The organism is Pseudoxanthomonas sp. z9, assembly GCF_006542425.1.
GTDB lineage: Bacteria > Pseudomonadota > Gammaproteobacteria > Xanthomonadales > Xanthomonadaceae > Pseudoxanthomonas_A.
Window position 1 is genome coordinate 115241 of sequence record NZ_VFID01000007.1, and the last position, 24691, is coordinate 139931.

At 67.7% G+C, this 24691-nt stretch carries 20 protein-coding genes and 1 tRNA gene; 8 read left to right on the forward strand and 13 right to left on the reverse strand.

Translation table 11 applies throughout. The annotated features are described in order from the left end of the window. Positions 1 to 21: 21 nt before the first annotated feature. The 5 genes from FG323_RS07580 to FG323_RS07600 form a co-directional block, all read right to left on the reverse strand. Positions 22 to 1347, reverse strand: a complete 1326-nt coding sequence (locus FG323_RS07580) for a HAMP domain-containing sensor histidine kinase (protein ID WP_141453922.1) — start codon at positions 1345 to 1347, stop codon at positions 22 to 24. Continuing rightward, positions 1334 to 2017 carry a response regulator transcription factor gene (locus FG323_RS07585; RefSeq protein ID WP_141453923.1) on the reverse strand — a complete coding sequence of 228 codons (684 nt, stop codon included), beginning with the start codon at positions 2015 to 2017 and terminating at the stop codon, positions 1334 to 1336. Before FG323_RS07585 ends, FG323_RS07580 begins: the two co-directional genes overlap by 14 nt. Positions 2018 to 2345: 328 nt before the next feature. Next, positions 2346 to 3230, reverse strand: a complete 885-nt coding sequence (gene rimK / locus FG323_RS07590; protein ID WP_141453924.1) for a 30S ribosomal protein S6--L-glutamate ligase — start codon at positions 3228 to 3230, stop codon at positions 2346 to 2348. A 91-nt stretch (positions 3231 to 3321) separates the two neighbouring features. Continuing rightward, positions 3322 to 3395: transfer RNA gene (locus FG323_RS07595), tRNA-Gly, on the reverse strand. 91 nt (positions 3396 to 3486) lie between these two features. After that, positions 3487 to 5304 carry an autotransporter domain-containing protein gene (locus tag FG323_RS07600; RefSeq protein ID WP_141453925.1) on the reverse strand — a complete coding sequence of 606 codons (1818 nt, stop codon included), beginning with the start codon at positions 5302 to 5304 and terminating at the stop codon, positions 3487 to 3489. 173 nt (positions 5305 to 5477) lie between these two features. Here FG323_RS07600 and thiS point away from each other — a divergent pair, with 173 nt between their 5' ends. Next, on the forward strand, positions 5478 to 5678 hold the full coding sequence (gene thiS / locus FG323_RS07605) for a sulfur carrier protein ThiS (protein WP_141453926.1): 201 nt from the start codon (positions 5478 to 5480) through the stop codon (positions 5676 to 5678). Between the two features lie 18 nt (positions 5679 to 5696). On the opposite strand, the gene FG323_RS07610 is transcribed toward thiS, so the two are convergent. Together FG323_RS07610 and FG323_RS07615 are read right to left on the reverse strand one after the other, a co-directional pair. Beyond that, a complete protein-coding gene (locus FG323_RS07610; RefSeq protein ID WP_181444121.1) occupies positions 5697 to 7178 on the reverse strand; it encodes a CehA/McbA family metallohydrolase in 1482 nt (493 codons plus the stop codon). A 113-nt stretch (positions 7179 to 7291) separates the two neighbouring features. Next, positions 7292 to 9817, reverse strand: coding sequence for a TonB-dependent receptor (locus FG323_RS07615; RefSeq protein ID WP_141453927.1), 2526 nt, complete (start codon positions 9815 to 9817; stop codon positions 7292 to 7294). Positions 9818 to 10017: 200 nt separating this feature from the next. Here FG323_RS07615 and FG323_RS07620 point away from each other — a divergent pair, with 200 nt between their 5' ends. The 3 genes from FG323_RS07620 to FG323_RS07630 all read left to right on the forward strand — a co-directional run bounded on the left by FG323_RS07620 (position 10018) and on the right by FG323_RS07630 (position 13565). Beyond that, positions 10018 to 10812, forward strand: a complete 795-nt coding sequence (locus tag FG323_RS07620; protein WP_141453928.1) for a thiazole synthase — start codon at positions 10018 to 10020, stop codon at positions 10810 to 10812. A gap of 4 nt (positions 10813 to 10816) precedes the next feature. Beyond that, on the forward strand, positions 10817 to 11551 hold the full coding sequence (trmB, locus tag FG323_RS07625; RefSeq protein WP_141453929.1) for a tRNA (guanosine(46)-N7)-methyltransferase TrmB: 735 nt from the start codon (positions 10817 to 10819) through the stop codon (positions 11549 to 11551). Positions 11552 to 11705: 154 nt separating this feature from the next. Continuing rightward, a complete protein-coding gene (locus tag FG323_RS07630; RefSeq protein WP_141453930.1) occupies positions 11706 to 13565 on the forward strand; it encodes an SLC13 family permease in 1860 nt (619 codons plus the stop codon). Positions 13566 to 13646: 81 nt separating this feature from the next. On the opposite strand, the gene FG323_RS07635 is transcribed toward FG323_RS07630, so the two are convergent. After that, positions 13647 to 13970, reverse strand: coding sequence for a Rieske 2Fe-2S domain-containing protein (locus tag FG323_RS07635; RefSeq protein ID WP_141453931.1), 324 nt, complete (start codon positions 13968 to 13970; stop codon positions 13647 to 13649). Positions 13971 to 14064: 94 nt separating this feature from the next. Here FG323_RS07635 and FG323_RS07640 point away from each other — a divergent pair, with 94 nt between their 5' ends. The 4 genes from FG323_RS07640 to FG323_RS07655 all read left to right on the forward strand — a co-directional run bounded on the left by FG323_RS07640 (position 14065) and on the right by FG323_RS07655 (position 17306). Continuing rightward, positions 14065 to 14346 carry a hypothetical protein gene (locus tag FG323_RS07640; protein ID WP_141453932.1) on the forward strand — a complete coding sequence of 94 codons (282 nt, stop codon included), beginning with the start codon at positions 14065 to 14067 and terminating at the stop codon, positions 14344 to 14346. A 57-nt stretch (positions 14347 to 14403) separates the two neighbouring features. Further along, on the forward strand, positions 14404 to 15111 hold the full coding sequence (locus tag FG323_RS07645) for a fumarylacetoacetate hydrolase family protein (RefSeq protein WP_141453933.1): 708 nt from the start codon (positions 14404 to 14406) through the stop codon (positions 15109 to 15111). Positions 15112 to 15387: 276 nt separating this feature from the next. Then, positions 15388 to 15792 carry a large-conductance mechanosensitive channel protein MscL gene (gene mscL, locus FG323_RS07650; RefSeq protein WP_141454581.1) on the forward strand — a complete coding sequence of 135 codons (405 nt, stop codon included), beginning with the start codon at positions 15388 to 15390 and terminating at the stop codon, positions 15790 to 15792. 98 nt (positions 15793 to 15890) lie between these two features. After that, positions 15891 to 17306 (forward strand): M20/M25/M40 family metallo-hydrolase, encoded by a 1416-nt coding sequence (locus FG323_RS07655; RefSeq protein WP_141453934.1) that lies wholly within the window; start codon positions 15891 to 15893, stop codon positions 17304 to 17306. 102 nt (positions 17307 to 17408) lie between these two features. On the opposite strand, the gene FG323_RS07660 is transcribed toward FG323_RS07655, so the two are convergent. The 5 genes from FG323_RS07660 to FG323_RS07680 form a co-directional block, all read right to left on the reverse strand. Next, positions 17409 to 18296: a TrmH family RNA methyltransferase gene (locus FG323_RS07660; RefSeq protein ID WP_141453935.1), complete on the reverse strand. Its 888-nt coding sequence runs from the start codon at positions 18294 to 18296 to the stop codon at positions 17409 to 17411. 1 nt (position 18297) lies between these two features. After that, positions 18298 to 19797, reverse strand: coding sequence for an alanine/glycine:cation symporter family protein (locus FG323_RS07665; protein WP_141453936.1), 1500 nt, complete (start codon positions 19795 to 19797; stop codon positions 18298 to 18300). Between the two features lie 126 nt (positions 19798 to 19923). Further along, positions 19924 to 20460: a GNAT family N-acetyltransferase gene (locus tag FG323_RS07670; RefSeq protein WP_141454582.1), complete on the reverse strand. Its 537-nt coding sequence runs from the start codon at positions 20458 to 20460 to the stop codon at positions 19924 to 19926. Between the two features lie 10 nt (positions 20461 to 20470). After that, the gene (locus tag FG323_RS07675) at positions 20471 to 23605 is read right to left on the reverse strand and encodes an efflux RND transporter permease subunit (protein ID WP_141453937.1); all 3135 of its coding nucleotides are present in this window, start codon (positions 23603 to 23605) and stop codon (positions 20471 to 20473) included. A gap of 3 nt (positions 23606 to 23608) precedes the next feature. Next, complete coding sequence (locus FG323_RS07680) at positions 23609 to 24655, reverse strand: efflux RND transporter periplasmic adaptor subunit (RefSeq protein ID WP_255470142.1); 1047 nt, start codon at positions 24653 to 24655, stop codon at positions 23609 to 23611. Positions 24656 to 24691: the final 36 nt, after the last annotated feature.

The window sequence follows — 24691 nt, forward strand, 5'->3', positions numbered from 1 at the left end:
ATGATCAAGATGCGCTCACCGTCAGGAGAAGCGAAGCGTGGCTATCACGCCGCGCTGCTCTCCCGGCTTCACCCCGACCCGCCAGCCATACAGATCGCAAAGGCGACTGACGATCGAAAGGCCAATGCCGCCGCCCTGTGAATGACCGGCATGGGTGCCACGGTATCCGCGTTCGAACAGGCGAGCCGCATCTTCCTTGCTCAGCCCCGGGCCGGAATCGATGACTTCCACCGCCGTCGGCAGCAACCTCACGACGACCTCGCCTTCCTGGGTGTACTTGACCGCGTTGCCGATCAGATTGCCGAGGGCCACCGATAGCGCGGCTTCCGGCGCATCGATCGTCAACCCGCAATCCCCCTCGACCCGGAGGTCGAGCGTCTTTCCTCCCAACTGGGCGCGGTGTGCATCCAGCAGCTGTTCCGCCACCCGGCCAACGTCGGTGTTGCCGTGCCCGCGTTCGCTCCGCGACAGCAGCAACAGGGCGCTGATGAGATCCGTGCATTGCTGTTCCGCGCGCTGGATGCGCAGGATCCGCGTCCGGGTCTTCTCGTCCAGATCCTGGCGCGACAGCATCAATTCGACCGAGCCCCGGATGATGGCCAGCGGCGTGCGCAGTTCGTGGCTGACGTCGGCGTTGAACTCGCGATCGCGCTGGACCACCTCGGTCAGGCGGTCGGAATAGTCATCCAGCGCCTTGGCCAGCTCGCCCACTTCGTCCTCGGGAAAATGGGGCGCGAGCGGTTTGGGATCACTGCTGCCCTTGTAGGCGCGCAACCGGCGCGCAAGGCTCGAAACCGGACTCATCACCCGCGAAGCGGACCACCAGCCGATGATCAGTGACAGCGCGCCGAACAACAGCACGGCCAGGTACAGCCAGCGCTTGAGCTGCACTTCGCCCTTGCGCGACTGGGTCATGTCATAGGCCAGGAAAAACCACTGCTCAGGGGCTTTCCTCACCGCCAGCTTGTAGGCGTACTCGACGCCGGTTTCATCGACGCCGGTGATGTTGTGGTTTCCGTCGCGCAGGCGAATCCAGTCGGGGAACTCAGTCCGCAGCCGCTCGCTGTCGGGTGCGAACACGTAGGCGCGTATCTGCTGGACCTTGATGTCCGGGTTCCGGCTGGGATCCAGGTAGAAACGACGCATGTACTCGTCGATGTTCTGGTTCATCACGTCTTCCACCAGCTGTGTTTCCACGCGCTGGCGGGCGACGTCGGTCAGATAGGCGAACAGGCCGGTCAGGCCGGTGCCCAGCAGGAAGAACGACAGGATGATGCGGGTGCGAAGGCGGTGGCGGAACTTGCGGGCGCGCGCCGCCGCCGGGCGTCCGGGCTCAGCCGTTGCCATCGGGCGCGGCGATCCGGTAGCCGATGCCGTGGCGGGTCTGGATCAGGGGAATGTCGAACGGCTTGTCGACCACCGCGCGCAGCCCGTGGATGTGCACGCGCAGGGAATCCGAATCGGGCAGTTCCTCGCCCCAGACCCGGGTCTCCAGTTCCTGGCGGGTCACCACCGCCGGCGAGGCTTCCATCAGCGCCTGCAGGATCTTCAGCGCGGTCGGGTTGAGTTGCAGCAGCTTGCCCTGCCGGCGCACTTCCAGGGTGTCCAGGTTGTATTCCAGATCGCCGACTTCCAGCACCCGGGTCTGCACGCCCTTGCCGCGGCGCGACAGCGCGTTGAGGCGCACCTCCACCTCCTGCAGGGCGAACGGCTTGATCAGGTAGTCGTCGGCGCCGGAGTCGAAGCCGGCCAGCTTGTTGTCCAGCGAGTCGCGGGCGGTCAGCATCAGCACCGGAGTCTGCTTGCGCGCCTCGTTGCGCAGCTTGCGGCAGACCTCCAGCCCGTCCATGCCCGGCAGGTTCAGATCCAGCACGATGGCGTCGAACTCGTGGACCACGGCCAGGTGCAGGCCGGTGACGCCGTCGGCGGCGAAGTCCACGGTATGGCCGCGCTCCTCCAGGTAGTCCCCGAGGTTGGCGGCGATGTCGCTGTTGTCTTCAATGACCAGAATTCGCATGGCGGTTCCTGTGTTGGGATCCGTTCGACCCGTCTTGCGGGCCGCGGTTCCAAAAGTGAGGCCCTGAATTTAACAAATTCTCCCTGCACGGCTCCGTGCATGGATCAATCGCCCCCGCAACGCCTTCATTGCAAAGAAAAAGCCCAGGCCGGCGGGCGCCGACCTGGGCCAAGATGTGCCCCGATTACCGTAATCCTGTGCTTTCCGGAAGTAACCCAATCCAGGGAAGACGCAGAGCTGCGGTCGGGCAAGGCTACGCGGATTTCGACTAAAAAACCGTTAAAGCCCGCGTTAATTCCACGTGAAAACGCCCTGTTCAGGCAAAGGTTCAGCCTGAACAGGCGGCCCCATCCGCCAGGTGGTCGACGATGGCCCCCGCCACGTCCACGCCGCAGACGGCTTCGATGCCCTCCAGGCCGGGGGTGGAGTTCACTTCCAGGACCAGCGGACCGCGCCTGGACCGGATCAGGTCCACCCCGGCCACGCCCAATCCGAGCACCTGGGCGGCGCGGACCGCGACCGCCCGCTCCTCGTCGGTCGCCGGAGCGGCCTCGGCGGTGCCGCCGCGATGCAGGTTGGAGCGGAAGTCGCCCTCGGGCGCCTGTCGGCGCATGGAGGCGATGACCCGGCCGCCGACCACGAAACAGCGCAGGTCGGCGCCCTCGGCCTCGCCGATGAATTCCTGCACGACGAAGTTCGCATACAGCCCGCGCAGGGCCTCGACCACGCTGCGCGAAGCGGACGGCTTCTCGGTCAGCATCACCCCGGCGCCCTGCGCACCTTCGTTGAGCTTGATGACATGCGGCGGCGGACCGAGCATCGACAGCAGATCGGTGGTGTCATCGGGGTTGTCCCCGAACACGGTGATCGGCAGGCCGATGCCCTGCGCCGCCAGCAACTGGTGCGCGCGCAGCTTGTCGCGCGCGCGCAGGATGGCGTCGGACGGGTTGGGGCTGAAACTGCCCATCAGTTCGAACTGGCGCAGTACCGCCGTCCCGTAGCGGGTCACCGACGCGCCGATGCGCGGAATCACCGCCGCATACCCGGCGATCGGCTTGCCCATGTAGTGCATGGCGAATCCGTGCGAAGCGATGCGCATGTAACAGCGCAGCGGATCCAGCACGCGTACCGAGTGGCCGCGCTCGCGGGCCGCATCGACCAGCCGGCGGGTGGAATAGAGCTTGCTGTTGCGCGAAAGGATGGCCAGTTTCATGGCGGGTCGCCGCGGCTGAGGCCCACAGGATCGCACGTGACCGGCAACCGCGGATGACGGCCCGGTGACATGGAAGGGGGGAAGGGAAAAGTGGAGCGGGTGATGGGAATCGAACCCACGTTAGCAGCTTGGGAAGCTGCAGTTCTACCATTGAACTACACCCGCACGGGAACGAGTCTATGCGGTGTCGGGGCGCCGATGCAATGCGGCGCCCGCGAGGGGCGCCGCAAGGCAAAGCATCAGGTGTTCGGCGAAATCAGAAGCCACCGCCCAGGCTGACGAACACGGTCGCATCGTGACCGTCCTTCTTGCCGGCCGAGACCCGCGCGCCGACGTCGGCGTCGAGGCCGAGGACCTGCGTGCGGGCACCGACGGTCAGGGTGCCGTAGTTGCGATCGAAGTTGAGGCCGGGCACCGCGTACGGCATCACGCCCGGCATCGACTGCAGGCTGGCGAACACCTGGCGGTCGGCTTCCTCGAACTCGTGATCGTAGGTCAGTTGCGCGTACGGCCGGGTGTGCTCGGTGGCCTGGATGCTGGCCTTCCAGCCCACGCTGCCGATCAGCGAATCCAGATCCTGGTCGCCGTAGGTCAGCGCGGTGGAACTGATGTTGCTTTCCGAGTAGCCATCCAGCTTGACCCGCTGGGCGACCACGCTGGCGACCGGACCGTGACGCAGCTTGCCGTGCTCGAAATCGTAGCCGGCGCTGATCGCTGCGGTCAGGTTGCTGCCGTCCGGCGAACCGCTGTGGCGGCGGGTGGCGGGACCGAACTGGATCTCGCGATCCACGTCGTAGGAAAGCCACGTGTAGCTGATCTGGCCATTGACCCACAGATTGTCCTGGTACCAGCCCACGAAGCCGCCCAGGGTGCTGTCGGACTGCTTGAAGCTGCCACGGCGATCGCCGAAGTCCATCTTGCCGCGACCGAAGCCGGCAAAGCCGCCGAACACGAAATCACCACGCGTCCAGTCCAGGCCGAAGGTGCCGGTCGGGGTGATGCCGTCGAAATCGCCTTCGTCATAGCGCAGCGAGTCGCCACGCAGGTCGCCCCACCAGCGCACGCCGTCGGATTCCGGCTTGGCGTCGATGTGGCTGGCGACGCGGTCGGCGCGCGAGCGCCCGATCACCGAGGCGGTGTAAGGCAGCACGGCCAACTGGCGCGGGCCTTCCAGCACCGAGATGGCGTACTGGCCCAGCATCTGGTGCGCGGTCATCGACGGATGCACGCCATCGGCGAACGCATAGGTCGCCGCGGCGTTCGGATCCACGTAGTTCTGCGGCACGCACAACAGCGACGAGACCGCGCCGCAGGCCGGCGTGGTCACGTTGGCGAAACCGTACTGGGCCGGCGCGGAGGTGATCTCGCGCAGGAAATTGAAGGTGTCCAGCGGGATGACCCGCAGGCCCTGCGCGGTCAGGCCGTTGTAGAGCGCCGCGTTGTAGGTCGCGGCCAGTTGGGTGGCGTCGGCGTTGTTGAGGAAGGCCGGCGTGCGGCCGAGATCCGGAATGTTCGGCACCAGGATGTATTCGGCCCCGGCCTGCTTGAGACCGGCGACCACGGTGATCTGCGACGTCACCGCCGCGCCGATGATGGCCGGCGTCTGCGACGGGTTGGCGACGGCCGCGAACAGATCGTTGGGGCCGCCCCAGACGGTATACAGCGCGCGTGCATCGGCCTTGCCGCCGGTCGCGCCCAGGTACGCGCCCAACTGCGTGGTCAGCGCCGGCACCGGCACCGTGATCGGGCCGAAGGCCTGCGAACCATCCGTACCGGTGCGGGCACCGCCCACCGCGTAGTTGGTGCCGCCCTGGTTGGCGCTGACCGCGCCGGTGCCGTAGTACTGGGCCAGGAACTCGGACCAGACGAAGCCCGGGTTGGTGGTGAAGCGGCCGGCCACCGCGGCGCCTGGATTGAGCTGGACCAGGGTTGGCCGGAAATGGCCGCTGTCGGTCAGGCTGTCGCCGAAGAAAATGGTCTGCGAGAAGGGGCTGCTCTGCGCGAAGGCAGGCGTCGCGGCGGCGGCCAGGGCCAAGGCCAGCAGGCGGCGCAACGGCCGTTGGGTCGGTTTCATGGTGTTCTCCCGGGGCAATGTCGATGTTGTCGTTATGAATGCGATGCGCCGTGGGCTGCGTTGGCCGTACGGCGGCGCATGGGAGACTATCGTTCCACCAAGGCCGGGGGCGTTCACGCTGCAACGCGGCAAACCGGCGTGCACCGGCCCGGCGGGGCGGCGACAATAGGCGCATGAACATCGTATTGAACGGCGAAACCCGCCACATCCAGGCCGCGCTCACCATCGCCGGCCTGCTGCAATCCGAAGGACTGGCCGAACGCCGCGTGGCCGTCGAGGTCAACGGCGAAATCGTGCCGCGTGGCCTGCATCCCTCCCACGCGCTGCACGACGGCGACCGCATCGAGATCGTCCACGCGCTCGGCGGCGGCTGAGCGCCGCCGGCCGCCCGCTCAGCCCGCGGGCGGTTCGACGTAGATCGGATTGCCGAGCAGCCACAACCGGCCGTCTGCGCCACGCACGTTGGCGCGAACCCGGTGCCTGGCGCCGTCGCCGCGCCAGGTGAACCACAGGACCTGCTCATGCGCGCCGGTCGGGATGGGACGGCGTTCCACGATCCGGCCATCCACGATCAGTTCGGCGGTGGCGCCGCCCACCGCGCTGGCGCGCAGGACGAACGCGGCTTCGCCATCCGCGGCCACCGGCAGCGCCTGCCCCATCGCCGCGCGCACCCGCCCGGCCTCGGCTTCCCAGGTCATCGCGCGGTCGCGGCTGCCCTGGACATCGACGAACACCTGGCCCTGGCGGATGCCATCCAGGATTGCCGGCATCGACAGTTCCGCCGCCCGCACCACCGTGACCGGCGTCCCCAGCGCCGCGCCGCCGGCATCGGTGACTTCCCGCAGCGCATCGTGGTTGTCGCTGCCGCCAATCGCGGTGAGTCGGTGTCCGGCCGACAGTTGCCGCTCCCAGAACGGAATGCCCGACCACTCGCTGTCGGCGTCGGCGCCGTTCACCACTTCCACCGCCTGGATCCGCGACAGATCCGTCGTGTCCGGCGCGCTCCAGCCGCAACCCATGCAGGCCTCGCCGGAAGGACGGATCGGATGATTGATGGAAACGATGCCCTGCCCCCGGGTCTGCGCCAGCACCGCGTTCCAGTCGGGCACCTCGGTCGAGCCCACCCGGAAATCCAGCGGCGCGATGCTGCCGATCCAGTTGGCGTGGCCGCTGAAGGTCGTGATCTCGCGGCCCGGCATCAGCAGCAGGCGATCGAAGTACGGCTGCAGTTCGCGCAGGCCGTTGGCCTGCGACATAGTGTTGTGATCGGTGACGGCGATGAAATCCAGTCCGCGTTGCGCGGCGGCCTGTGCGGTCAGGAACAACGGACAGGGCACGCGCGTGCCGGCCTGGCTGGCGCAACCGCCATCGCTGTGCGCGTCGTGCATGTGCAGGTCGCCGCGATACCAGCCCGCTTCCCCGCGCAGGGGCGCCTCGGCGCGGGTGTCGTCGAACCACACCCGCGCGGTGAAGCGATCGTCCGCATCGGCGCGGACATTGGGAAAGCCCAGCAACAGCGACCAGGTTCCCGGCGTGATCGGACCGGGCAGGTAGGAGGGCGTGGCATCCGTCGCCGACACCGTGAAGCGCTGCTTGTTGCCGCCGCTCCAGCCACGGAATCCATCGCGTCCACGGAAGCCATCCGGCCCCAGCAGGCCGAGATCGACCGTGGTCCGCCGCTCGCGTCCGCTGTACTCGAACTCGACGGTGATGCGACCGGTACCCGCCGGCACATCGAACGGCAGCAACCGGTAGGTCTGGTGATCGCCGCCCCGGATGGCACCTTCCAGTACCTGGTCCGGTGTCTCGCCCGCGCGGGCGGCGAACGCGGCAATGAATAGGCCGGCCAGCACCGCCGGCAATACGACTCTCATGGGTTTCTCCGATGGCGCGGTGCGCCGGAATCCCGCTGCCCCGGACGTCGCCGGGGAAGACGCGTTCGGGGACATCCGCGGGCCTGGCAGCGTCCAGGCCCGCGGTGTCGGGGTCAGAAGCGATACATCAGCGCCAGGCGGTAGGAACGGCCCAGCAGCGGGCGCGCGATGAAGGTGTTGGCGCCGGCGTCGCCGCTGGATACCTCGCCCGCGCGCGGGTTGCCCTCGGTCAGTCCCAGCGAGTTGTCCAGGTTGTCGACGTAGGCATACAGCGACCAGCGATCATCGAAGGCGTAGCTGCCGCTGAGGTTGATCACGTCGTAGGACGGCAGGCGCACGCTGTTGGCGGTATCCACGTAGCGCTCGCCCTGGCGTTCGTAGGACGCCTGCAGGCGCAGCTTGCCACCGGCCAGGTTGAACCCGGGCACCACCCGCAGGCTGTTCTTCGGCACCCGGATCAACTGGTTGCCGACGAAATCGCGCAGCACCGGCTGGCCGTTGACCACTTCGGTATAGCGCAATCCACGATATTCCGGTTCCTGCACCGTCGCCGTCATCGAAACGTCGAACCAGTCCACCGGATAGTAGGCGGCTTCCAGTTCCAGGCCGAAGGTGCGGGTGTCGGCGAACAGTTCCTGCCGGGTCGAGGCCCCCGTGTTCGCATCGAACACGTAGTTGCTGTAGCCGACGTTGTCGTACCTGGTGAAGAACGCGGTGGCGAACAGATCGAACTTCTGGTGGGTGAACTTGTAGCCCAGTTCGCCCAGATCCATGGTCTGGATCACCGGCTTGGCGGTCGCGTTGGTGATGAACGAACCCAGGTTCGGCAGGCGGAAGGTCGAGGTCCAGCGCGCGAACATGCCGGAATACGCGTCGAACTGCCAGTTGCCACCCAGGGTCCAGCCGACCTTGTCGAAATCGCGGTCGTAAGTCGAGAAGCGGCCGTTGCCGATCCACATCTGGCTGTCGGTGATCGGGCCGCCGGCGGTCAGGTTGGGCTGCACGCGCCCTTCCACCCAGCCTTCCACGTTGACCTTTTCCCAGCGCACGCCGCCGTCGATGCGCAGCTTGTCGTTGACCTGCCATTCGTCGGCCAGGTAGAACGCGTGCGTCTGCGAGCGGCCGCTGGCGTTTTCCCATTCGTAGCCATGGCGCCAGATGCCGTTGTCGCTGATGGTGCCCACCGGATTGCCGCTGGCATCCACCGCCACCAGATCCAGCAGGCGGGCGTTGTCGCGCGCGTCCAGCAGGACGGTGGAGGAATAGCGATCGAAGTCCTGGTCCACCTTGGCGTAGTAGTAACCAAAGGTCAGGTCGTGGGACTGGCTGCCGAACTCGAACCGGCGCGACACCCGCGCGTCGTTCATCAGTTCCTTCACCGGCGCGGTGATGCCGCGCAGGCCGCCGATGACGATCAGGCCGTTGCCGTTCTGGTTGGCCGTGTCGTAGATCTGGCCGCCGTGGGTATAGCGGAACTGCAGCGCGGCCGCGCCCGGGTAGCGGGCCAGCAGGGCCAGGTTGTCGCCGTTGGCCAGGAACGAACTGGCGCTCTGCAACGCGTTCGGGAACATGCCGTTGCGCTGGGTCTCGGTGTCGTTGTAGCGCAGGCTGTCGACGAAGCGCCAGTCGCCCAGGGTCTTGTCGAACTTGACCGTGAACTGGTTGCGTTTGACGTGGGTGCCCTCGCCGTTGTCGAAGTCATAGATGCCGCCATCGGCCATGCGCATGCGCACGTGTTCGGTTTCCGGTCCGGCCAGGGTGCCATGGTTGCCGTCGAAGCCCGGCACCGCGCGGATCTTGCCGCCGCTCGTGCGCATCGGGATGCCGAGGTACAGCATCACCTTGTCGTCCATGTGCTTGACGTCGAAGGACAGACTGCCGCCGTCCAGCGCGCGCACCAGGTTCAGCCGCACCTGGCCGCCATCGTTGGCCTTGAAGCCGGGATCGCGCACGCCGTCGTCCTGGCGGTAATAGCCGCCCAGCGACATTTTCCAATCCTGGCCAATCGGGGTGCCGACCCAGAAGTCGCCGCGATGCAGGCCGTAGTCGCCGACGGTGTACTTGAACACGCCCTCGGTGCGATCGCCCGGCTGGCGCGGGATGTAGTTGACCGCGCCGGCGGGCGCGTTGGAATAGAAGATCGAGGACGGGCCGCCGCGCACCACTTCGATGCGCTCGGTGGTCTCGTCCAGGCGGAACGCCTGGTCGCCATTGAGGTAGCCCAGCGCGGGGTCGTGCTGCACCGGCATGCCGTCATCGAGCAGGGTGATCGAACCGAAGCCGTCAACCGGAACGCCGCGCGCGCGCACGTTGCCACTGGCCTCGCCGCCGGAGGCCTCGACCCAGAAGCCAGGCACGCTCTTGAGCGATTCGGTGACGCTGGTGGGTGCCTGCAGGCGCAGGCGTTCCTCGTCGATGCCGGTGATCGAATAGCTGGTCTCGGCCTTGCTGCGTTCCTTCACGCCGGCGCGGCCGGTGACGATCACCGTATCCAGTTGCTTGGCGCTGGCGGTGGTGCCCGTCGTGGCAGCCGCGGTGGCCTCCTGGGCATGGGCGGGAAGCAGGCCGGCGGTGAGGCAGGCGCCGGACGCGAGGACGCAGCGAATCGAACCGCCGAGGCGGTGGAGGCGTAGGGGCATGGTTGTTTCCTGGGGGAGGAAGAGCGATCGCGCGGCAGCAGTGCCGCGCCGTGATCGACGGGATGTTGGCCAGCGGATGTGTCGCCGGGGTGACCGTGGCGGGTCAATCGCGTGACCGCCGCGACGCCGTTCGCGCTTTGCCGGCGCCCGGCGACCGGCCCGCTCACGCACGGCCGGCCGGGATCGGCGATAATCCGCCGATGTCTCACGATATCCATACCGACCCGCTGGTCATTGCGGGAAAAAGCTACCGTTCCCGCCTCCTGACCGGCACCGGCAAGTTCAAGGATTTCGAGGAAACCCGCGTGGCCACCGAGGCCGCGGGCGCCGAAATCGTCACCGTCGCGATCCGCCGCACCAATCTGGGCCAGTCGCCCAACGAGCCCAACCTGCTCGACGTGCTGCCGCCGGATCGCTACACCATCCTGCCCAACACCGCCGGCTGCTACACCGCCGACGATGCGGTGCGCACCTGCCGGCTGGCCCGCGAGCTGCTGGACGGCCACACCCTGGTCAAGCTGGAAGTGCTGGGCGACCAGAAGACCCTGTATCCGGATGTGGTGCAGACCCTGGCCGCAGCGGAGAAACTGGTCGCCGACGGTTTCCAGGTGATGGTCTACACCAGCGACGACCCGATCCTGGCCCGCCGGCTGGAGGACATCGGCTGCGTGGCGGTGATGCCGCTGGCCGCTCCGATCGGTTCGGGCCTGGGCATCCAGAACAAGTACAACCTGCTGGAAATCATCGAGAACGCCAAGGTCCCGGTGCTGGTCGATGCCGGCGTGGGCACCGCCTCGGACGCGGCCATCGCGATGGAACTGGGCTGCGACGGCGTGCTGATGAACACCGCCATCGCCGGCGCCCGCAACCCGGTGCTGATGGCCAGCGCGATGCGCAAGGCGGTCGAGGCCGGCCGCGAGGCGTTCCTGGCCGGGCGCATCCCGCGCAAGCGCAACGCGTCGGCTTCCAGCCCCATCGACGGCCTGATCGGCTGACCCGATGACCGATCCGTTTTCCAGCCCCGGCGCCAAGACCCCGCCCAAGCCGTTCACGGTGGAGGAAGGACGGCGCCAGATTCGCAGCTTCGTGCTGCGCCAGGGCCGCTTCACCGAGGCCCAACAGCGCGCCTTCGACACCCTGTGGCCGCGATTCGGACTGGATTACACCGGCCAGCCGCGCGATTACGACGCGGTGTTCGGCCGGCAGGCGTTGCGGGTGCTGGAGATTGGTTTCGGCAACGGCGAGGCGCTGCGCTTCGCCGCCACCCAGGATCCGGATCGCGACTACATCGGCCTGGAAGTGCACGCGCCGGGGGTCGGCCGGCTACTGAACGCGCTGGCCGAGGACGCCAGCGATCACGTGCGGCTCTACCACCACGACGCGGTGGAAGTGCTGCGGCACGAGGTCGCCGACGGCTCGCTGGACGAGATCCGCATCTATTTCCCGGATCCCTGGCACAAGAAGCGCCACAACAAGCGCCGCCTGATCCAGCCCGGCTTCGCCGCCCTGCTGGCGACCAAACTGCGTAGCGGCGGGCGCTTGCATGCAGCCACCGACTGGCAGGACTATGCCGAGCAGATGTGGGACGTGCTCGACGCCACGCCCGGCCTGCGCAACCGGGCCGGCCCGCGCGGACACGTGCCGCGCCCGCCCTGGCGGCCGCAGACCCACTTCGAGACCCGTGGCCAGAAGCTGGGCCATGGCGTCTGGGATCTGGTGTATGACCGGGACTAGGGAATAGGGATTCGGGATTGGACGTCTTCGCCAAATTGCCTGACAACTGCACCGACGCCGCACCTGGCCAACTCCGCCGGCGCGCCCGCCCTACCGAATCCCGGTTTTCAACGTCCGAATGGACGGTCATCCCGAATATCGACTGCCAGCCGTGATGACCACCGCGCTGACGCTGACCAACGACATGAAGCTCGTGCTCGGGCTGGTCGGCTTCACGATGGCGATGTTCCTGTTCGAGCGCATCCGCGCCGATCTGGTCGCGCTGGTGGTGCTGGTGATCCTGGGCATCACCGGCCTGATCGCGCCGGAGGAAATCTTCGGCGGCTTCTCCGGCAACGCGGTGATGAGCATCATCGCCACCATGATCCTGGGCGCCGGCCTGGATCGCACCGGCGCGCTGAACCGGCTGGCCTCCTGGCTGCTGCGGCGCGGGCACGGGGTCGAACAGCGCCTGCTGCTGATGACCACCGCCATCGCCGGCCTCAATTCCTCGTTCATGCAGAACCCGTCGGTGATGGCGCTGTTCATGCCGGTCGCGTCGCGGCTGTCCTCGCGCACCTCGCTGTCGCTGCAGCGCCTGCTGCTGCCCATCGCCGCCGCCATCGTGATGGGTGGCGCGCTGACCATGGTCGGCAATTCGCCACTGATCCTGTTGAACGACCTGCTGGTCTCGGCCAACAACAACCTGCCCTCCGGCATGGCCACGCTGGAGCCGCTGCGCATGTTCGCGCCGCTGCCGATCGGCGTCGCGCTGCTGCTGGCGTCGCTGCTGTACTTCCGCTACTACGGCGACAAGAAGCTCAAGGACGAGACCGAAACCAGCGTCACCCCGGCGCGCACCGAGAGCTACTTCGCCAATACCTACGGCATCGAAGGCGACGTGTTCGAGCTGCTGGTCACCGCGGAAAGCCCGCTGGTGGGCATGTCGCTGGGCGAGGCCGAGGCGATGCACGACGCGCCGCTGATGCTGGCGCTGCAGACCGGCAACGACACCCGCCTGGCACCGCCGGCGGACATGCGCATCTGGGTGGGCAGCGTGCTGGGCGTGATGGGTTCGCGCCAGCAGGTGGCCGACTTCGCGCAGAACCATTTCCTGCGGATGTCCTCGCGCCTGCGCCACTTCGGCGATCTGTTCAATCCCAGCCGCGCGGGCATTTCCGAGGCGGTGATTCCGCCGACCTCCAAGCTGATCGGCAAGACCGCCGCCGACCTGCGCCTGCGCAAGCAGGCCGGCATCAGCCTGCTGGCGATCAACCGCGACAAGAAGGTGCTGCGCGAGGACGTGCGCAAGATTCCGCTGCGCGCCGGCGACATGCTGGTCTTCCACAGCATCTGGACCGACCTGCACCAGGCCGCCGAGAGCCGCGACTTCGTGGTGGTGACCGACTATCCCAAGGGCGAGCAGCGGCCGCACAAGTTCAAGATCGCGATGACCATCTTCGCGGTCACCATCATCATCGCGTTGACCTCGAAGCTGCCGGTCTCGCTGACCCTGATGACCGGCGTGGCCGGCATGCTGCTGACCGGCGTGCTGCGCATGGACGAGGCCTACGCGGCGATCAACTGGAAGACGGTGTTCCTGATGGCGGGGCTGATTCCGCTGGGCTGGGCGATGGACAGCAGCGGCGCGGCGGCGTGGGTCGCCGGGCACACCGTCGAACGCCTGCCCGAAGGCATGCCGGTCTGGCTGATCGAGATCGCGGTGGCGCTGCTCACCACCGGCTTCTCGCTGGTGATCAGCCACGTCGGCGCGACCATCGTGATGGTGCCGATGGCGATCAACCTGGCACTGGCCGCCGGCGGCAACCCGACCGCATTCGCGCTGATCGTCGCGCTGTCGGCCTCCAACAACCTAATGACCGCGTCGAACCCGGTGATCTCGATGGTCACCGGCCCGGCCAACTACACCTCGCGGCAGATGTGGCGCGTCGGCGGACCTCTGTCGCTGATCTACACCATGGTGGTCGTGCTGGCGGTCAATGCGCTGTTCTGGTGGAACGGGCGGGCGGGTTGAGGTCGATTGCCTCCCTGTAGGAGCGACGTAAGTCGCGACCGTCGGCCATGCCGGACATCACGGTCGCGACTTACGTCGCTCCTACACCAGCCGCACCATGCCCTCGACCACCTGCACCGGCACCGCCCGCAGCGAATCGCCGCGGCAGGGGCCGGCGACGCAGTCGCCGCGCTGCAGTTCGAACGAGGCGCCGTGGGCGGCGCAAACCAGCAGGCCGTCCTTGCTTTTCAGGAACTTGCCCGGCGCCCAGTCCAGCCGACGGCCGGCGTGCGGGCAGACGTTCAGCCAGGCGCGAACTTCCCCGCCCTGCCGATAGAGCAGCAGAGACTCGCTATCTCCGTCGATATCGGCCTCCACTTCGGCGAAACCGCCGTCTTCTATGCTGTCCAGCGCTATAAGGATCATGGCCGCCTTAACGAACTTCTCACACCGTCATATTCTTGTCACCGGATACTGCACGCCACCCGGCTCCGGCCGCATTGTGTCACGACCCATCGCCATGTTCGCACGCAGCTTCCAGTTCAACGCCTTCCGTTCCGCCTTCGCGCCGCGCAAGCCGCGCCATCCGCTGCTGCGGCTGGCCATCGGTCTGCTGGGCCTGGGCGTGCTGTGCGTGCTGGTGTTCTTCAGCGTGTTCATCGGTGCGGCGATGATCGCCGCCGGCCTGCTGTACAAGCTGTTCAAGCAGCGTGGCAAGCCGATGGTCCGCGGCAATGCCGCCAACGTGGTGGAAGGCGAGTACCAGGTGGTGCGCAAGCCGGTCCTGCCGCTGTCGCACTGACGGCGCGCGTCCTACACTCAGCGGCTGTTTCCCTGCCCGGCACGGCCGGCCGCCGACATGACCGATCTGTTCCCCGCTCCTCCCGTTCCGCGCGTGCCCGTGCGCGGTGGCGGCGCCTTTCCCGTGCGCCGCATTTTCTGCGTCGGCCGCAACTTTGCCGACCACGCGCGCGAAATGGGCGCCGCTGCCCCGGCCTCGAAGGCGGAGCGCGGGCAGCCGGTGTTCTTCCACAAGCCTGCCGACGCCATCGTCACCGGCGGCGCGGACGTCCCCTATCCGCCCGGCACGCGGGATCTGCACCATGAAGTCGAACTGGTCGCCGCGCTGGGCCACGATGCGCCGACGGGCGAACTGGATGGCCCCGGTGCGCAGGCGCTGGTGATCGCCTACGGTGTCGGCCTGGATCTGACCCGGCGCGATCTGCAGGGTGCCGCCAAGGCCAAGGGCCTGCCCTGGGATACCGGCAAGGGCTTTGACTATTCGGCGCCGCTCAGCGACCTGGTCCCCGTGGCGGACGTGGGCGAACTGGCATCGCGGACCCTGACCTTGGCCATCAACGACGAGGTGCGCCAGCACGGTGCGCTGACGGATCTGATCTGGGACGTGCCCGAGATCATCCAGGAACTGTCCAAACTCTATGCCCTCAAGGCGGGTGACCTGATCTTCATGGGCACACCGGCCGGTGTCGCCGCGCTGCAACCGGGCGATCGCTTCACCGCCTCGCTGGACGGGGTGGTCGAACTGCAGGGCGCGATCGTCGGCTGAGGCGCCATCCTTCGCGGCCGGTGTCGGAGCCCGGTGCCCCGGGCGGATGGCGGCCCGGGCACGTACCGCTCGAGCCTCCAGCCCCCCGTCATCCCGGCGAAAAGCCGGGACCCATTCCTGTTTCCTCCATGCCACGTCAACACCGCCGACATCGCGATGGATTCCGGCTTTCACTGGAATGACGATGAAATGGTCACCGGAGGGATGCGATCTTCACCGGCCACGGTATAGTTTTGCGCCTACGGGCGCTGTGGCCCGGACATGAGGACCTCCAGCATGGGCATGATCAGCGAGTTCAAGGAATTCATCGCGCGCGGCAACGTGGTCGACCTGGCGGTCGGCGTGGTGATCGGCGCGGCATTCGGCAAGATCGTCACCGTGCTGGTCGACAAGATCATCATGCCGCCGATCGGCCTGCTGGTGGGCGGCGTGGATTTCTCCAAATGGGTGTGGACGCTGAAGGAAGCCACCGTCGATGCCGCCGGCAAGGAAGTTCCCGCGGTGGTGATCGGCTTCGGCGAGTTCATCAACACGCTGATCCAGTTCGTCATCGTCGCTTTCGCCATCTTCCTGCTGGTCAAGGCGGTCAACCGCCTCTACAAGAAGGCGCCGGATGCGCCGGCAGCTCCGCCCGAAGACGTGCTGCTGCTGCGCGAGATCCGGGATTCGCTGAAGAAGTAAGCCACGACTTGTTTCACAATCGGGGAAAGCCGCGGGCTGCTAAGCTCGCGGCTTTCCTGTTTACAGCCCAATTTCCAGCCTGCTCCCAGGGGTACTCCATGCGTCTGACGCCGTTGTTGATCGCCCTCAGCCTGTCCCTGTCCGCTTCCGTCGCGGACGCCGCGCAGAAACCGACCCGCATCCCAGACGCCGCCCTGGCCACCGCCGCGCAGCTGCGCGAGCAGGCCCTGGCCGACGACACCGGCTGGAAGGTGGTGGAATCGCTGACCACCGAAGTCGGCCCGCGCCTGGCCGGCAGCGAGGCCGATGCACGCGCGGTGGCGTGGGCCACTGCCAAGTTCAAGGCACTGGGTTTCGACAAGGTGTGGACCGAGCCGGTGACCTTCCCCAAATGGGAGCGGCGCAGCGAGCATGCCTCGGTGCTGGGCACGCATCCGCAGCCGCTCACCGTTACCGCGCTGGGCGGCAGTCCCGGCGGCACGGTGGAAGCGGAGATCGTGCGCTTCGCCGATCTGGCCGCGCTGGAAGCCGCACCCGCGGATTCGCTGAAGGGCAAGATCGCCTTCGTCGACTACCAGATGAAGGCGGATCGTTCCGGCAGCGACTACCGCAACGGCGGCGCGATCCGCTCGCGCGGCCCCTCGGCGGCGATCCGCAAGGGCGCCATCGGCTACCTGATGCGCTCGGCCGGCACCGACAACCATCGCGTCGCCCACACCGGCATCACCCGCTTCGACGACGGCCTGACCCCGGTACCGTCGGCGTCGCTGACCATCCCCGATGCCGATCAGCTCGCCCGCCTGCTGGCGCGCGGCCCGGTCAAGGTGCGGATGGCGCTGGATTGCGGCTGGGATGGCGAAGCCACCTCCTACAATGTGATCGGCGAAATCACCGGGCGCAGCCTGCCCAGGGAAGTCGTGGTGATCGGCGGACACCTCGATTCCTGGGATCTGGGCACCGGCGCCATCGACGACGGGGCCGGCGTGGCACTGACCATGGCCGCCGGGCATTTGATCGGCCAGTTGAAGCAGGCGCCGAAGCGCACCATCCGCGTGGTCGCCTTCGCCAACGAGGAACAGGGTCTTTACGGCGGCCGCGCCTATGCGGAGAAGCACGCCGCCGATGTGCGCCTGCACCAGATCGGCGCGGAGAGCGATTTCGGCGCCGGTCGCATCTACGCGTTCAACACCAGCGCACCCGATTACGCCCGCGATGCGACCCGCCAGATCGCCGAGGCGCTGGCCCCGCTGGGCATCGAGTACCAGGCCGACAAGGGCGGCCCGGGTCCGGACATCAGCCCGTTCGCCGCGCAGGGCCTGGCCTGGGGCTGGCTGGCGCAGGATGGCACCGACTACTTCAACCTGCACCATACCGCCGACGACACGCTGGACAAGATCGATCCCAAGGCGCTGGCGCAGAACGTGGCCGCCTATACCGTGTTCGCCTATCTGGCGGCGGAGGCCGAGGGCGGTTTCGGCAGCGAGCCCAAGCAGGTCAAGCCGCCGCAGGAATGATGCTTTCGTCTTCCGTGGATGAAAAAAGAGCGGGCCATTCGGCCCGCTCTTTCGTTCTGCAAGTGATGTTTGCGCCGGATGCCGCGGCGGCCAGCGCGTCGCTCAGCCTTTCGCCAGGCGCTGCCGCCACTGGGCGAGGAACACGGCGGTCGCCGAAGCCACGTTGAGGCTCTCCACCGCGCCGGTGCCGGGAATCGACAGGCGTGCATCGCAGGCGGCGGCCAGTTGCGGATCCATGCCCTCGCCCTCGGCGCCCATCACGTAGATCAGCCGTTCCGGCAAGCGCGCTGAGAACAGATCGCCGCCGCCGCGCACTACCGTGGCGGCCAGCGAGAAACCGGCGCCGCGCAATTGCGCGATGGCGTTGGCGGTGTTGCCCAGGCGCACCAGCGGCACCTGTTCCGCACCGCCCTCGGCGACCCGCGCCGCAGCACCGGACAGCGCCAGTCCACCCTGCGGCGGCAGCAGGATCGCCGATACGCCGAAGTGCGCGGCCGAACGCAGGATCGCGCCGAAGTTGTGCGGATTGCCGACCCCGTCCAGCCAGATCGCCAGTGCCGGACCGGCCGGCAGCGCGCGCAGCCAGTCGCCGGCCGACGTCGGCTCCACCTTCAGCACCTCGGCGACGATGCCCTCGTGGTGCTGGCTGGCGGCGAGCCGATCCAGATCATCCTCGGCCACCACCCGGTAACCGACGCGCTGCTTCACGCACCACGCCAGCAGCGCCTTGAACGCGGGAATCCGCGCCTCGATCAGGTAGAGCTTGCGGATTGCCTCCGGACGCCGTTCGAACACCGCGCGCACGGCGTTGATGCCGTACAGGCGCAATTCGTCGCGCGCGCCCATCGGCGCCCCCATCTGCGGCCCCGCCAACCCGCGCGCGTCATCGCGGGGCTCGGCGGGACGCGGCGCACGTGGCTGGCGCGGGCTCGCCGGACGGCCTGTGCCATGCGATCGCGGCGGGGGCCGCTTGTCCCAGGGACCGCTCATGTCAGCCTTGCCGGTTCTTCCAGAAGTCGGCGTTCTTCACGCCCGCCACGTCCGGATCGAACACCGGATCCAGGCCCAGCTTCTTCTGCCGCTCGTAGTCGCGCAGTGCCGCCATCGCCGGCTTGTGCAGGATCAGGATCGCGATGATGTTCAGCCACGCCATCAGGCCCACGCCGATGTCGCCCAGCGCCCAGGCGGTCTTGGCGTTGTGGAAGGCACCGAAGATGACCATGCCCATGATGCCCAGTCGCAGCAGCAGCACCGTCAGCGGACGACGCCGGTTGCCGTTGACGTAGCTCAGGTTGGTCTCGGCCATGTAGTAGTAGGCCATGATGGTGGTGAAGGCGAAGAAGAACAGCGCCACCGCGACGAAGCCCGCGCCCCAGCCCGGCAGCACCGATTCCACCGCCGCCTGCGCGTAGCCCGGACCTTCCTCGACGCCCGGCGGCATGCCGCTGTACAGATGCGCCCCGCCCGTGGGCGAATACACGTTGTACTTGCCGGTGGTCAGCACCAGGAACGCGGTCGAGGTGCACACCATCATGGTGTCGAAGTAGATCGCGAAGGCCTGCACGTAGCCCTGCTTGGCCGGGTGCGAGACCTCGGCGGCGGCGGCGGCGTGCGGGCCGGTGCCCTGGCCGGCCTCGTTGGCGTAGATGCCGCGCTTGACGCCCCACTCCACCGCCAGGCCCAGGATCGCGCCGAACGCGGCATGGGTGCCGAAGGCGCTGCTGAAGATGACGCGGAACATTTCCGGCACCAGCTCGGCGTTGAGCACCATCACCGTGACCGCCATCAGGATGAAGCCGGCGGCCATGAACGGCACCACGATCTCGGCGAAGTTGGCGATGCGCTTGACGCCGCCGAAGATGATCACCGCCAGCAGGATCGACACCGCGATGCCGATGCCCAGCTTGAATGCATCGCGTGCCGGCATCCCCAGCCACTGGCCGTCCATGGCGCCGCACAGCGACGTGCCCTGGCAGACGTTGGCGGCGCTGTCGGCAATCGCATTGGCCTGCACGCCCGGCATCAGGAAGCCGGTGGCGGCGATGGTGGCGATGGCGAACAGCAGCGCATACCACTTCAGACCCATCGCCTTTTCGATGTAGTAGGCCGGACCGCCGCGATACCGGCCTTCCGCATCCTTGACCTTGTAGATCTGCGCCAGCGTCGATTCGACATACGAGGTCGATGCGCCCAGGAAACCCATCACCCACATCCAGAACACCGCGCCGGGACCGCCGAAGGCAATCGCGGTGGCGACGCCGGCGATGTTGCCGATGCCGATGCGGCCGGCCATCGACATGGCCAGCGCCTGGAACGAGGACACGCCAGCCTCGGATTTCTGTCCGCTCACGGTCAGCCGCAGCATCTCCGCGAAACCGCGCACCTGCATGAAGCGGGTGCGGATGGTGAAATACAGGCCGGCGCCCAGGCACATGACGATCAGTGCCTTGCTCCAGATGATGCCGTTGACGGCATTGATGATGGCTTCCACGCAGTCTCCCCTGCCCAAAAAGGAAAAGTCCCCGTCACCGGGGGCCGGTCGATTCTCCACGAATCGGCCCGGTCTGCGAAGCCCGGCCAGGGGGCCACCCCGCTGAACAGGGAAATCCAGGGTGTTTCAGTGCGTGGTCGGTACCCGCAGGCGGGAGAAGACCCGCAGATCGTGCAACTGCCCACCCTTGCGGATGGCATGGCGGAGCAGGCCTTCTTCCTGGAAGCCGTTCTTGAGCAGTACCCGCGCCGAAGCCGGATTGATGTCCAGCACGTTGGCCTGCACGCGATGCAGTTGCAGGTGATCCATCACCCACGGCACGTAGGCCGCCACCACCCGGCTCATCAGTCCCCGGCCCCAGTAGCGGCGGCCGAGCCAGTATCCCATCTCGGCGCTGCCGCCACGCTCGCCCTGGCGCGGGTGCGCGCCGATGCCGCCGCAGGCGCGGCCGTCGATGTCGATGGCGAACACCGGATCGTTCAGATCCACCACCTCGCCGGCCAGGAACCGCCAGGCGTCCTCGCGCCGGTAGGGGTGCGGGAAGCGTTCGCTCAGGCCGCGCACCACCTGCGCATCGTTGGCGTGGCGGAGCAGCCAGCGCGCGTCTTCCGCCCGCCAGCGCCGCAATGTGAACCCATCGCCCTGAACCACGCTGTCTTCCATGCTTTCCAGATCAACCATGACCGCCTACCGGGGGAGTTTCGTCTTCCAGCCGCTTCAGTTCGTGGGCCACGGCCTCGGGAGACCGCGTGAACGGTGCCAGCAGCGCGTAGAACGCCGGCACCACGTACAGCGACAGCAAGGTGGAGAAGGAGACACCGAAGATGACCACGATGCCGATCGTCGCGCGGCTGGCCGAACCCGGCCCACCGGCCACCACCAGCGGCACCGCGCCCATCACCGTGGCCACGGAGGTCATCAGGATCGGACGCAGGCGCACCTTCGAGGACTCGGCGATCGCCCGGGCCACGCTCATGCCTTCATCGCGCAGCTGGTTGGCGAATTCGACGATGAGGATGCCGTTCTTCGCGGCCAGGCCGATCAGCATCACGATGCCGATCTGGCTGAACAGGTTGAGCGTGCCGCCGGTGACCCACAGGCCAATCAACGCGCCCAGCACCGCCAGCGGCACGGTCAGCATGATCACCAGCGGGTGGATGAAGCTCTCGAACTGCGCCGCCAGCACCAGGTAGACGATCAGCAGCGCCAAGGCGAAGGTCAGCAGCACCGCGCCGCCGGCCTTCAGGTACTCGCGGGATTCGCCCTTCCAGTCGATCTGCGCGTAGTCGGGCAGTTCCGCCTGCGCGGTCTGCTGGGCCCACTCCATCGCTTCGCCCAGCGTGTAGCCGGGCGCCAGCGAGGCGGTCAGGGTGATCGCGCGCAGGCGGTTGAAGCGGTTGAAGCTGCCCGGCTCGGCGATTTCCGACAGCGTCACCAGGTTGGACAGCGGAATCAGGTCGCCCGAGCTGCCGCGCACATAGGTGTTGGCAAGGTCGGCCGGCGAGGAACGGCGCTCGCGGTCGGCCTGCATCAGCACGTCGTACTCCTCGCCGTTGTCGACGAAGGTGGTGACCTGGCGGGAACCCATCATGGTTTCCAGGGTGCGGCCGATTTCCTGCACCGACACGCCCAGATCGGCGGCGCGGCTGCGGTCGATGTTGACCCGCATCTGCGGCCGGGTTTCCTTGTAGTCCGAGTCCACGCCGTACAGGCCGGGGTTCTGCTCCATCCGCGCCATCATCCGATCGCGCCACTGCGAGAGCTCGTTGTAGTCCGGACCGCCCAGCACCATCCGGAACGGCTGGCCGCCGCCGCGGACCAGGCCGGTGCGCTGGGAAGGCTGGGCGCGGATGCCCGGCATCTTCTCCAGCTGGCCGCGCACCGATTCCAGCACCTCGGTGGTGCTCTCGTGGCGCTTGCTCCAGTCCTGCAGGAACACGATCACCTGCCCGGTGTGCATCTCCTCGCTCGCGCCAAAGCCGCCCGGCACGCGGGCGTTGGCGCGCTGGATCGGCTTGCCTTCGCCGATGTTGTCGGCGAACAGATGCTCGACCTGCTGGATCTGTTTCACGGTGTAATCGAAGCCCGCGCCTTCCGGTCCCTGGATGGAGACGAAGAACGAGCCGCGATCCTCCATCGGCGCCAGTTCCTTGGGCACGCGTAGGCCCAGCAGCGCCGCCACCGCCAGGCACGCGCCCATCGCCACCAGCAGGATTACCAGGATGCGCCGGCCGGGCATCGCCACCATCCGCTGGACCTGGTGCCCGTAGCCGTCGCTGAGCCGGGCCAGCTGGCGATTCATCCAGGCGTTGAAACCCTTGGGCTTGCTGTGCGGCCGGACCAGCTTGGACGACATCATCGGGGTCAGGGTCAGGGCCACGAAGGCCGAGATCGCCACCGCCGCGGCAAGCGCCACCGACAGTTCGCGGAACAGGCGCCCGGTGTTGCCCTCCATGAAGCCGACCGGCAGGAACACCGCCACCAGCACCGCGGTGGTGGCGATGACCGCGAAGGCCACCTGCGCGGTGCCGCGGCGTGCGGCCACCAGCGGTGGCTCGCCCAGATCGGCACGGCGCTGGATGTTCTCCAGCACCACGATGGCGTCATCCACCACCAGGCCGATGCACAGCACCAGGGCGAGCAGGGTCAGCAGGTTGATCGAGAAGCCGAACGCGTACAGGGCGATGAACGAGGTGATCAGGCAGACCGGTACCGTCACCGCCGGGATCAACGCCGCGCGCAGGCTGCCCAGGAACAGCCAGATCACCGCGAACACCAGGATCATCGCCTCCACCAGGGTGGCGTAGACGCGTTCGACCGACGCTTCGATGAACACGGTGCTGTCGTAGGCGACGAAGATCTGGGTGCCCTCCGGCAGGGTCGGACGGATCCGCTCGGCCGCGGCCCGCGCGGCACGGGCCACGTCCAGCGCGTTGGCGGTGGAGGTCTTGACGATGCCCAGGCCGACGTTGGGCTGGCCATTGCTGCGGAAGTAGGCGCGGCGCTCGGCGGTGGTCAGCTCCACCCGGGCGACGTCGCCCACACGCACCACGTAGCCGTCGGTGCCCTTGGTCAGCGGCATCCGCGCGAACTGCTCGGCGGTCATGTAGCCGCGCTCGACCCGCAGGGTGAAGTCGCGGGTTTCCGATTCGATGCGGCCGGCCGGCAGTTCGATGTTCTCGCGCCGCAGCGCCGCCTCCACGTCGCTGGCGGTGACGCCGCGCGCGGCCATCGCCGCGCGGTCCAGCCAGATCCGCATGGCGTAGCGCTGGGCGCCGCTGATGCGCACCTGGGCCACGCCGTCCAGCGCCGAGAGCTGATCGACGATGTAGCGATCGGCGTAGTCGGTCAGCTGCAGGGTGTCCATCTTGGTCGAACTCATGTTCAACCACAGGATCACGTCGGCATCGGCTTCCACCTTCTGCACTTCCGGCGGATCCGCCTCGTCGGGCATGCGATCCATCACCCGGCTGACCTTGTCGCGCACGTCGTTGGCGGCGGCCTCGATGTCGCGGGTGAGGGTGAACTCGATGGTGACCTGCGAGCGGCCATTGGAACTGCGAGACTCGATGGTCTCGATGCCCTCGATGCCGGCCAGCGCGTCCTCCAGGATCTGGGTGACGCGGGTTTCCACCACCGCCGCCGACGCGCCCGGGTAGGTCACCTCCACCGACACCACCGGCGGATCGATGTTCGGCAACTCCCGCAGGGTCAGGCGCATGAACGACATCACGCCCAGCACGATCAGCAGCAGGCTCATCACCACGGCCAGCACCGGCCGCTTGATCGACAGGTCGGACAGCTTCATGGTTCAGCCCTGTTTGGTGGCGGGCGCGGCGGCCGGCGGCGTGGCCGCGCCGGCCTCGGTGATCTTCGCGCCGGGACGCAGCTTGCCGGTGCCGTCCACCACGATGCGATCGCCGGTCTTCAGGCCCTCGGTGATCTCCACCCGACCCTCGCGACGGACGCCGGTGCTCACGGTCACCTGCTCCACGCTGCTGTCGGCCTTGACCCGGTAGACGAAGGTATCGCGACCCACCTGCACCACCGCGATTTCGGGAATCACCAGCGCCTGCCGCTCCGGCCGGAACAGGTTGACGTTGAGCAGCATGCCCGGGCGCAGCGCGCGATCCGGATTGGCGAACACCGCGCGCACGGTGACCGCGCGGGTGGCGGGGTCCACGCGCGCATCGACCGTTTCCACGATGCCTTCGAAGGTGCGGCCCGGCCAGGCGGCGGTGGTCGCGCTGACCGCGTCGCCATTGCCGACCGTGGCCAGCGCCGCTTCCGGCACCTGGAAGTCCACGTACATCCGCGAAACATCGTCGAGGGTGGCGATGACGGTGCTGGCGGTGATCAGCGAACCCGGGCTGACCTGGCGGATGCCCAGTACGCCGGCGAACGGTGCGCGCACCGTGCGATCGCCGATGTCGGCCTTCATCTGCTGCACGCGCGCGGCGGCGGCATCGCGCAGGGCCAATTGGGTGTCCAGGGTCGAACGGGCGACCAGTTGCTGTTCGGCCAGTTCCTTCTGCCGACGGTACAGGCGGTCGGCTTCGGCGTAGGTGGCCTCGGCCTGCTCCAGCGACGCCTTGGCGGCGTCGCCGCGCAGGGTCACCAGCACCTGCCCGGCCCTGGCGTCCTGCCCGCTTTCGAAGTGCACGTCCTGGACGATTTCGCTGACTTTGGCGGTCAGGGTCACCGACTCGCGCGCCTTGGCCGTGCCCAGCGCCTCCAGGGTGTCACTCCACGCCGATGTCCGGATTACCTGGGTGTTCACCGGCACCGGCCGATCCGCGCCCTGCCCGCCTCCGCCCGCGCCGGCGGATTTTTCTCCGCAGGCGGTCAACAGAAACATCGACGCGGCGACGACCAGCATCGCCCGGATTCCGGT

Coding starts and splice junctions, on each gene's coding strand:
- FG323_RS07675 (WP_141453937.1), bottom strand. CDS start 23,605: ATGAAGCTGTCCGACCTGTCGATCAAGCGGCCGGTGCTGGCCGTGGTG.
- FG323_RS07670 (WP_141454582.1), bottom strand. CDS start 20,460: ATGGAAGACAGCGTGGTTCAGGGCGATGGGTTCACATTGCGGCGCTGG.
- FG323_RS07660 (WP_141453935.1), bottom strand. CDS start 18,296: ATGAGCGGTCCCTGGGACAAGCGGCCCCCGCCGCGATCGCATGGCACA.
- FG323_RS07580 (WP_141453922.1), bottom strand. CDS start 1,347: ATGGCAACGGCTGAGCCCGGACGCCCGGCGGCGGCGCGCGCCCGCAAG.
- FG323_RS07645 (WP_141453933.1), top strand. CDS start 14,404: ATGACCGATCTGTTCCCCGCTCCTCCCGTTCCGCGCGTGCCCGTGCGC.
- FG323_RS07655 (WP_141453934.1), top strand. CDS start 15,891: ATGCGTCTGACGCCGTTGTTGATCGCCCTCAGCCTGTCCCTGTCCGCT.
- rimK (WP_141453924.1), bottom strand. CDS start 3,230: ATGAAACTGGCCATCCTTTCGCGCAACAGCAAGCTCTATTCCACCCGC.
- thiS (WP_141453926.1), top strand. CDS start 5,478: ATGAACATCGTATTGAACGGCGAAACCCGCCACATCCAGGCCGCGCTC.
- FG323_RS07635 (WP_141453931.1), bottom strand. CDS start 13,970: ATGATCCTTATAGCGCTGGACAGCATAGAAGACGGCGGTTTCGCCGAA.
- FG323_RS07680 (WP_255470142.1), bottom strand. CDS start 24,655: ATGTTTCTGTTGACCGCCTGCGGAGAAAAATCCGCCGGCGCGGGCGGA.
- trmB (WP_141453929.1), top strand. CDS start 10,817: ATGACCGATCCGTTTTCCAGCCCCGGCGCCAAGACCCCGCCCAAGCCG.
- FG323_RS07630 (WP_141453930.1), top strand. CDS start 11,706: ATGACCACCGCGCTGACGCTGACCAACGACATGAAGCTCGTGCTCGGG.
- FG323_RS07610 (WP_181444121.1), bottom strand. CDS start 7,178: ATGAGAGTCGTATTGCCGGCGGTGCTGGCCGGCCTATTCATTGCCGCG.
- FG323_RS07620 (WP_141453928.1), top strand. CDS start 10,018: ATGTCTCACGATATCCATACCGACCCGCTGGTCATTGCGGGAAAAAGC.
- FG323_RS07600 (WP_141453925.1), bottom strand. CDS start 5,304: ATGAAACCGACCCAACGGCCGTTGCGCCGCCTGCTGGCCTTGGCCCTG.
- FG323_RS07640 (WP_141453932.1), top strand. CDS start 14,065: ATGTTCGCACGCAGCTTCCAGTTCAACGCCTTCCGTTCCGCCTTCGCG.
- FG323_RS07615 (WP_141453927.1), bottom strand. CDS start 9,817: ATGCCCCTACGCCTCCACCGCCTCGGCGGTTCGATTCGCTGCGTCCTC.
- mscL (WP_141454581.1), top strand. CDS start 15,388: ATGGGCATGATCAGCGAGTTCAAGGAATTCATCGCGCGCGGCAACGTG.
- FG323_RS07585 (WP_141453923.1), bottom strand. CDS start 2,017: ATGCGAATTCTGGTCATTGAAGACAACAGCGACATCGCCGCCAACCTC.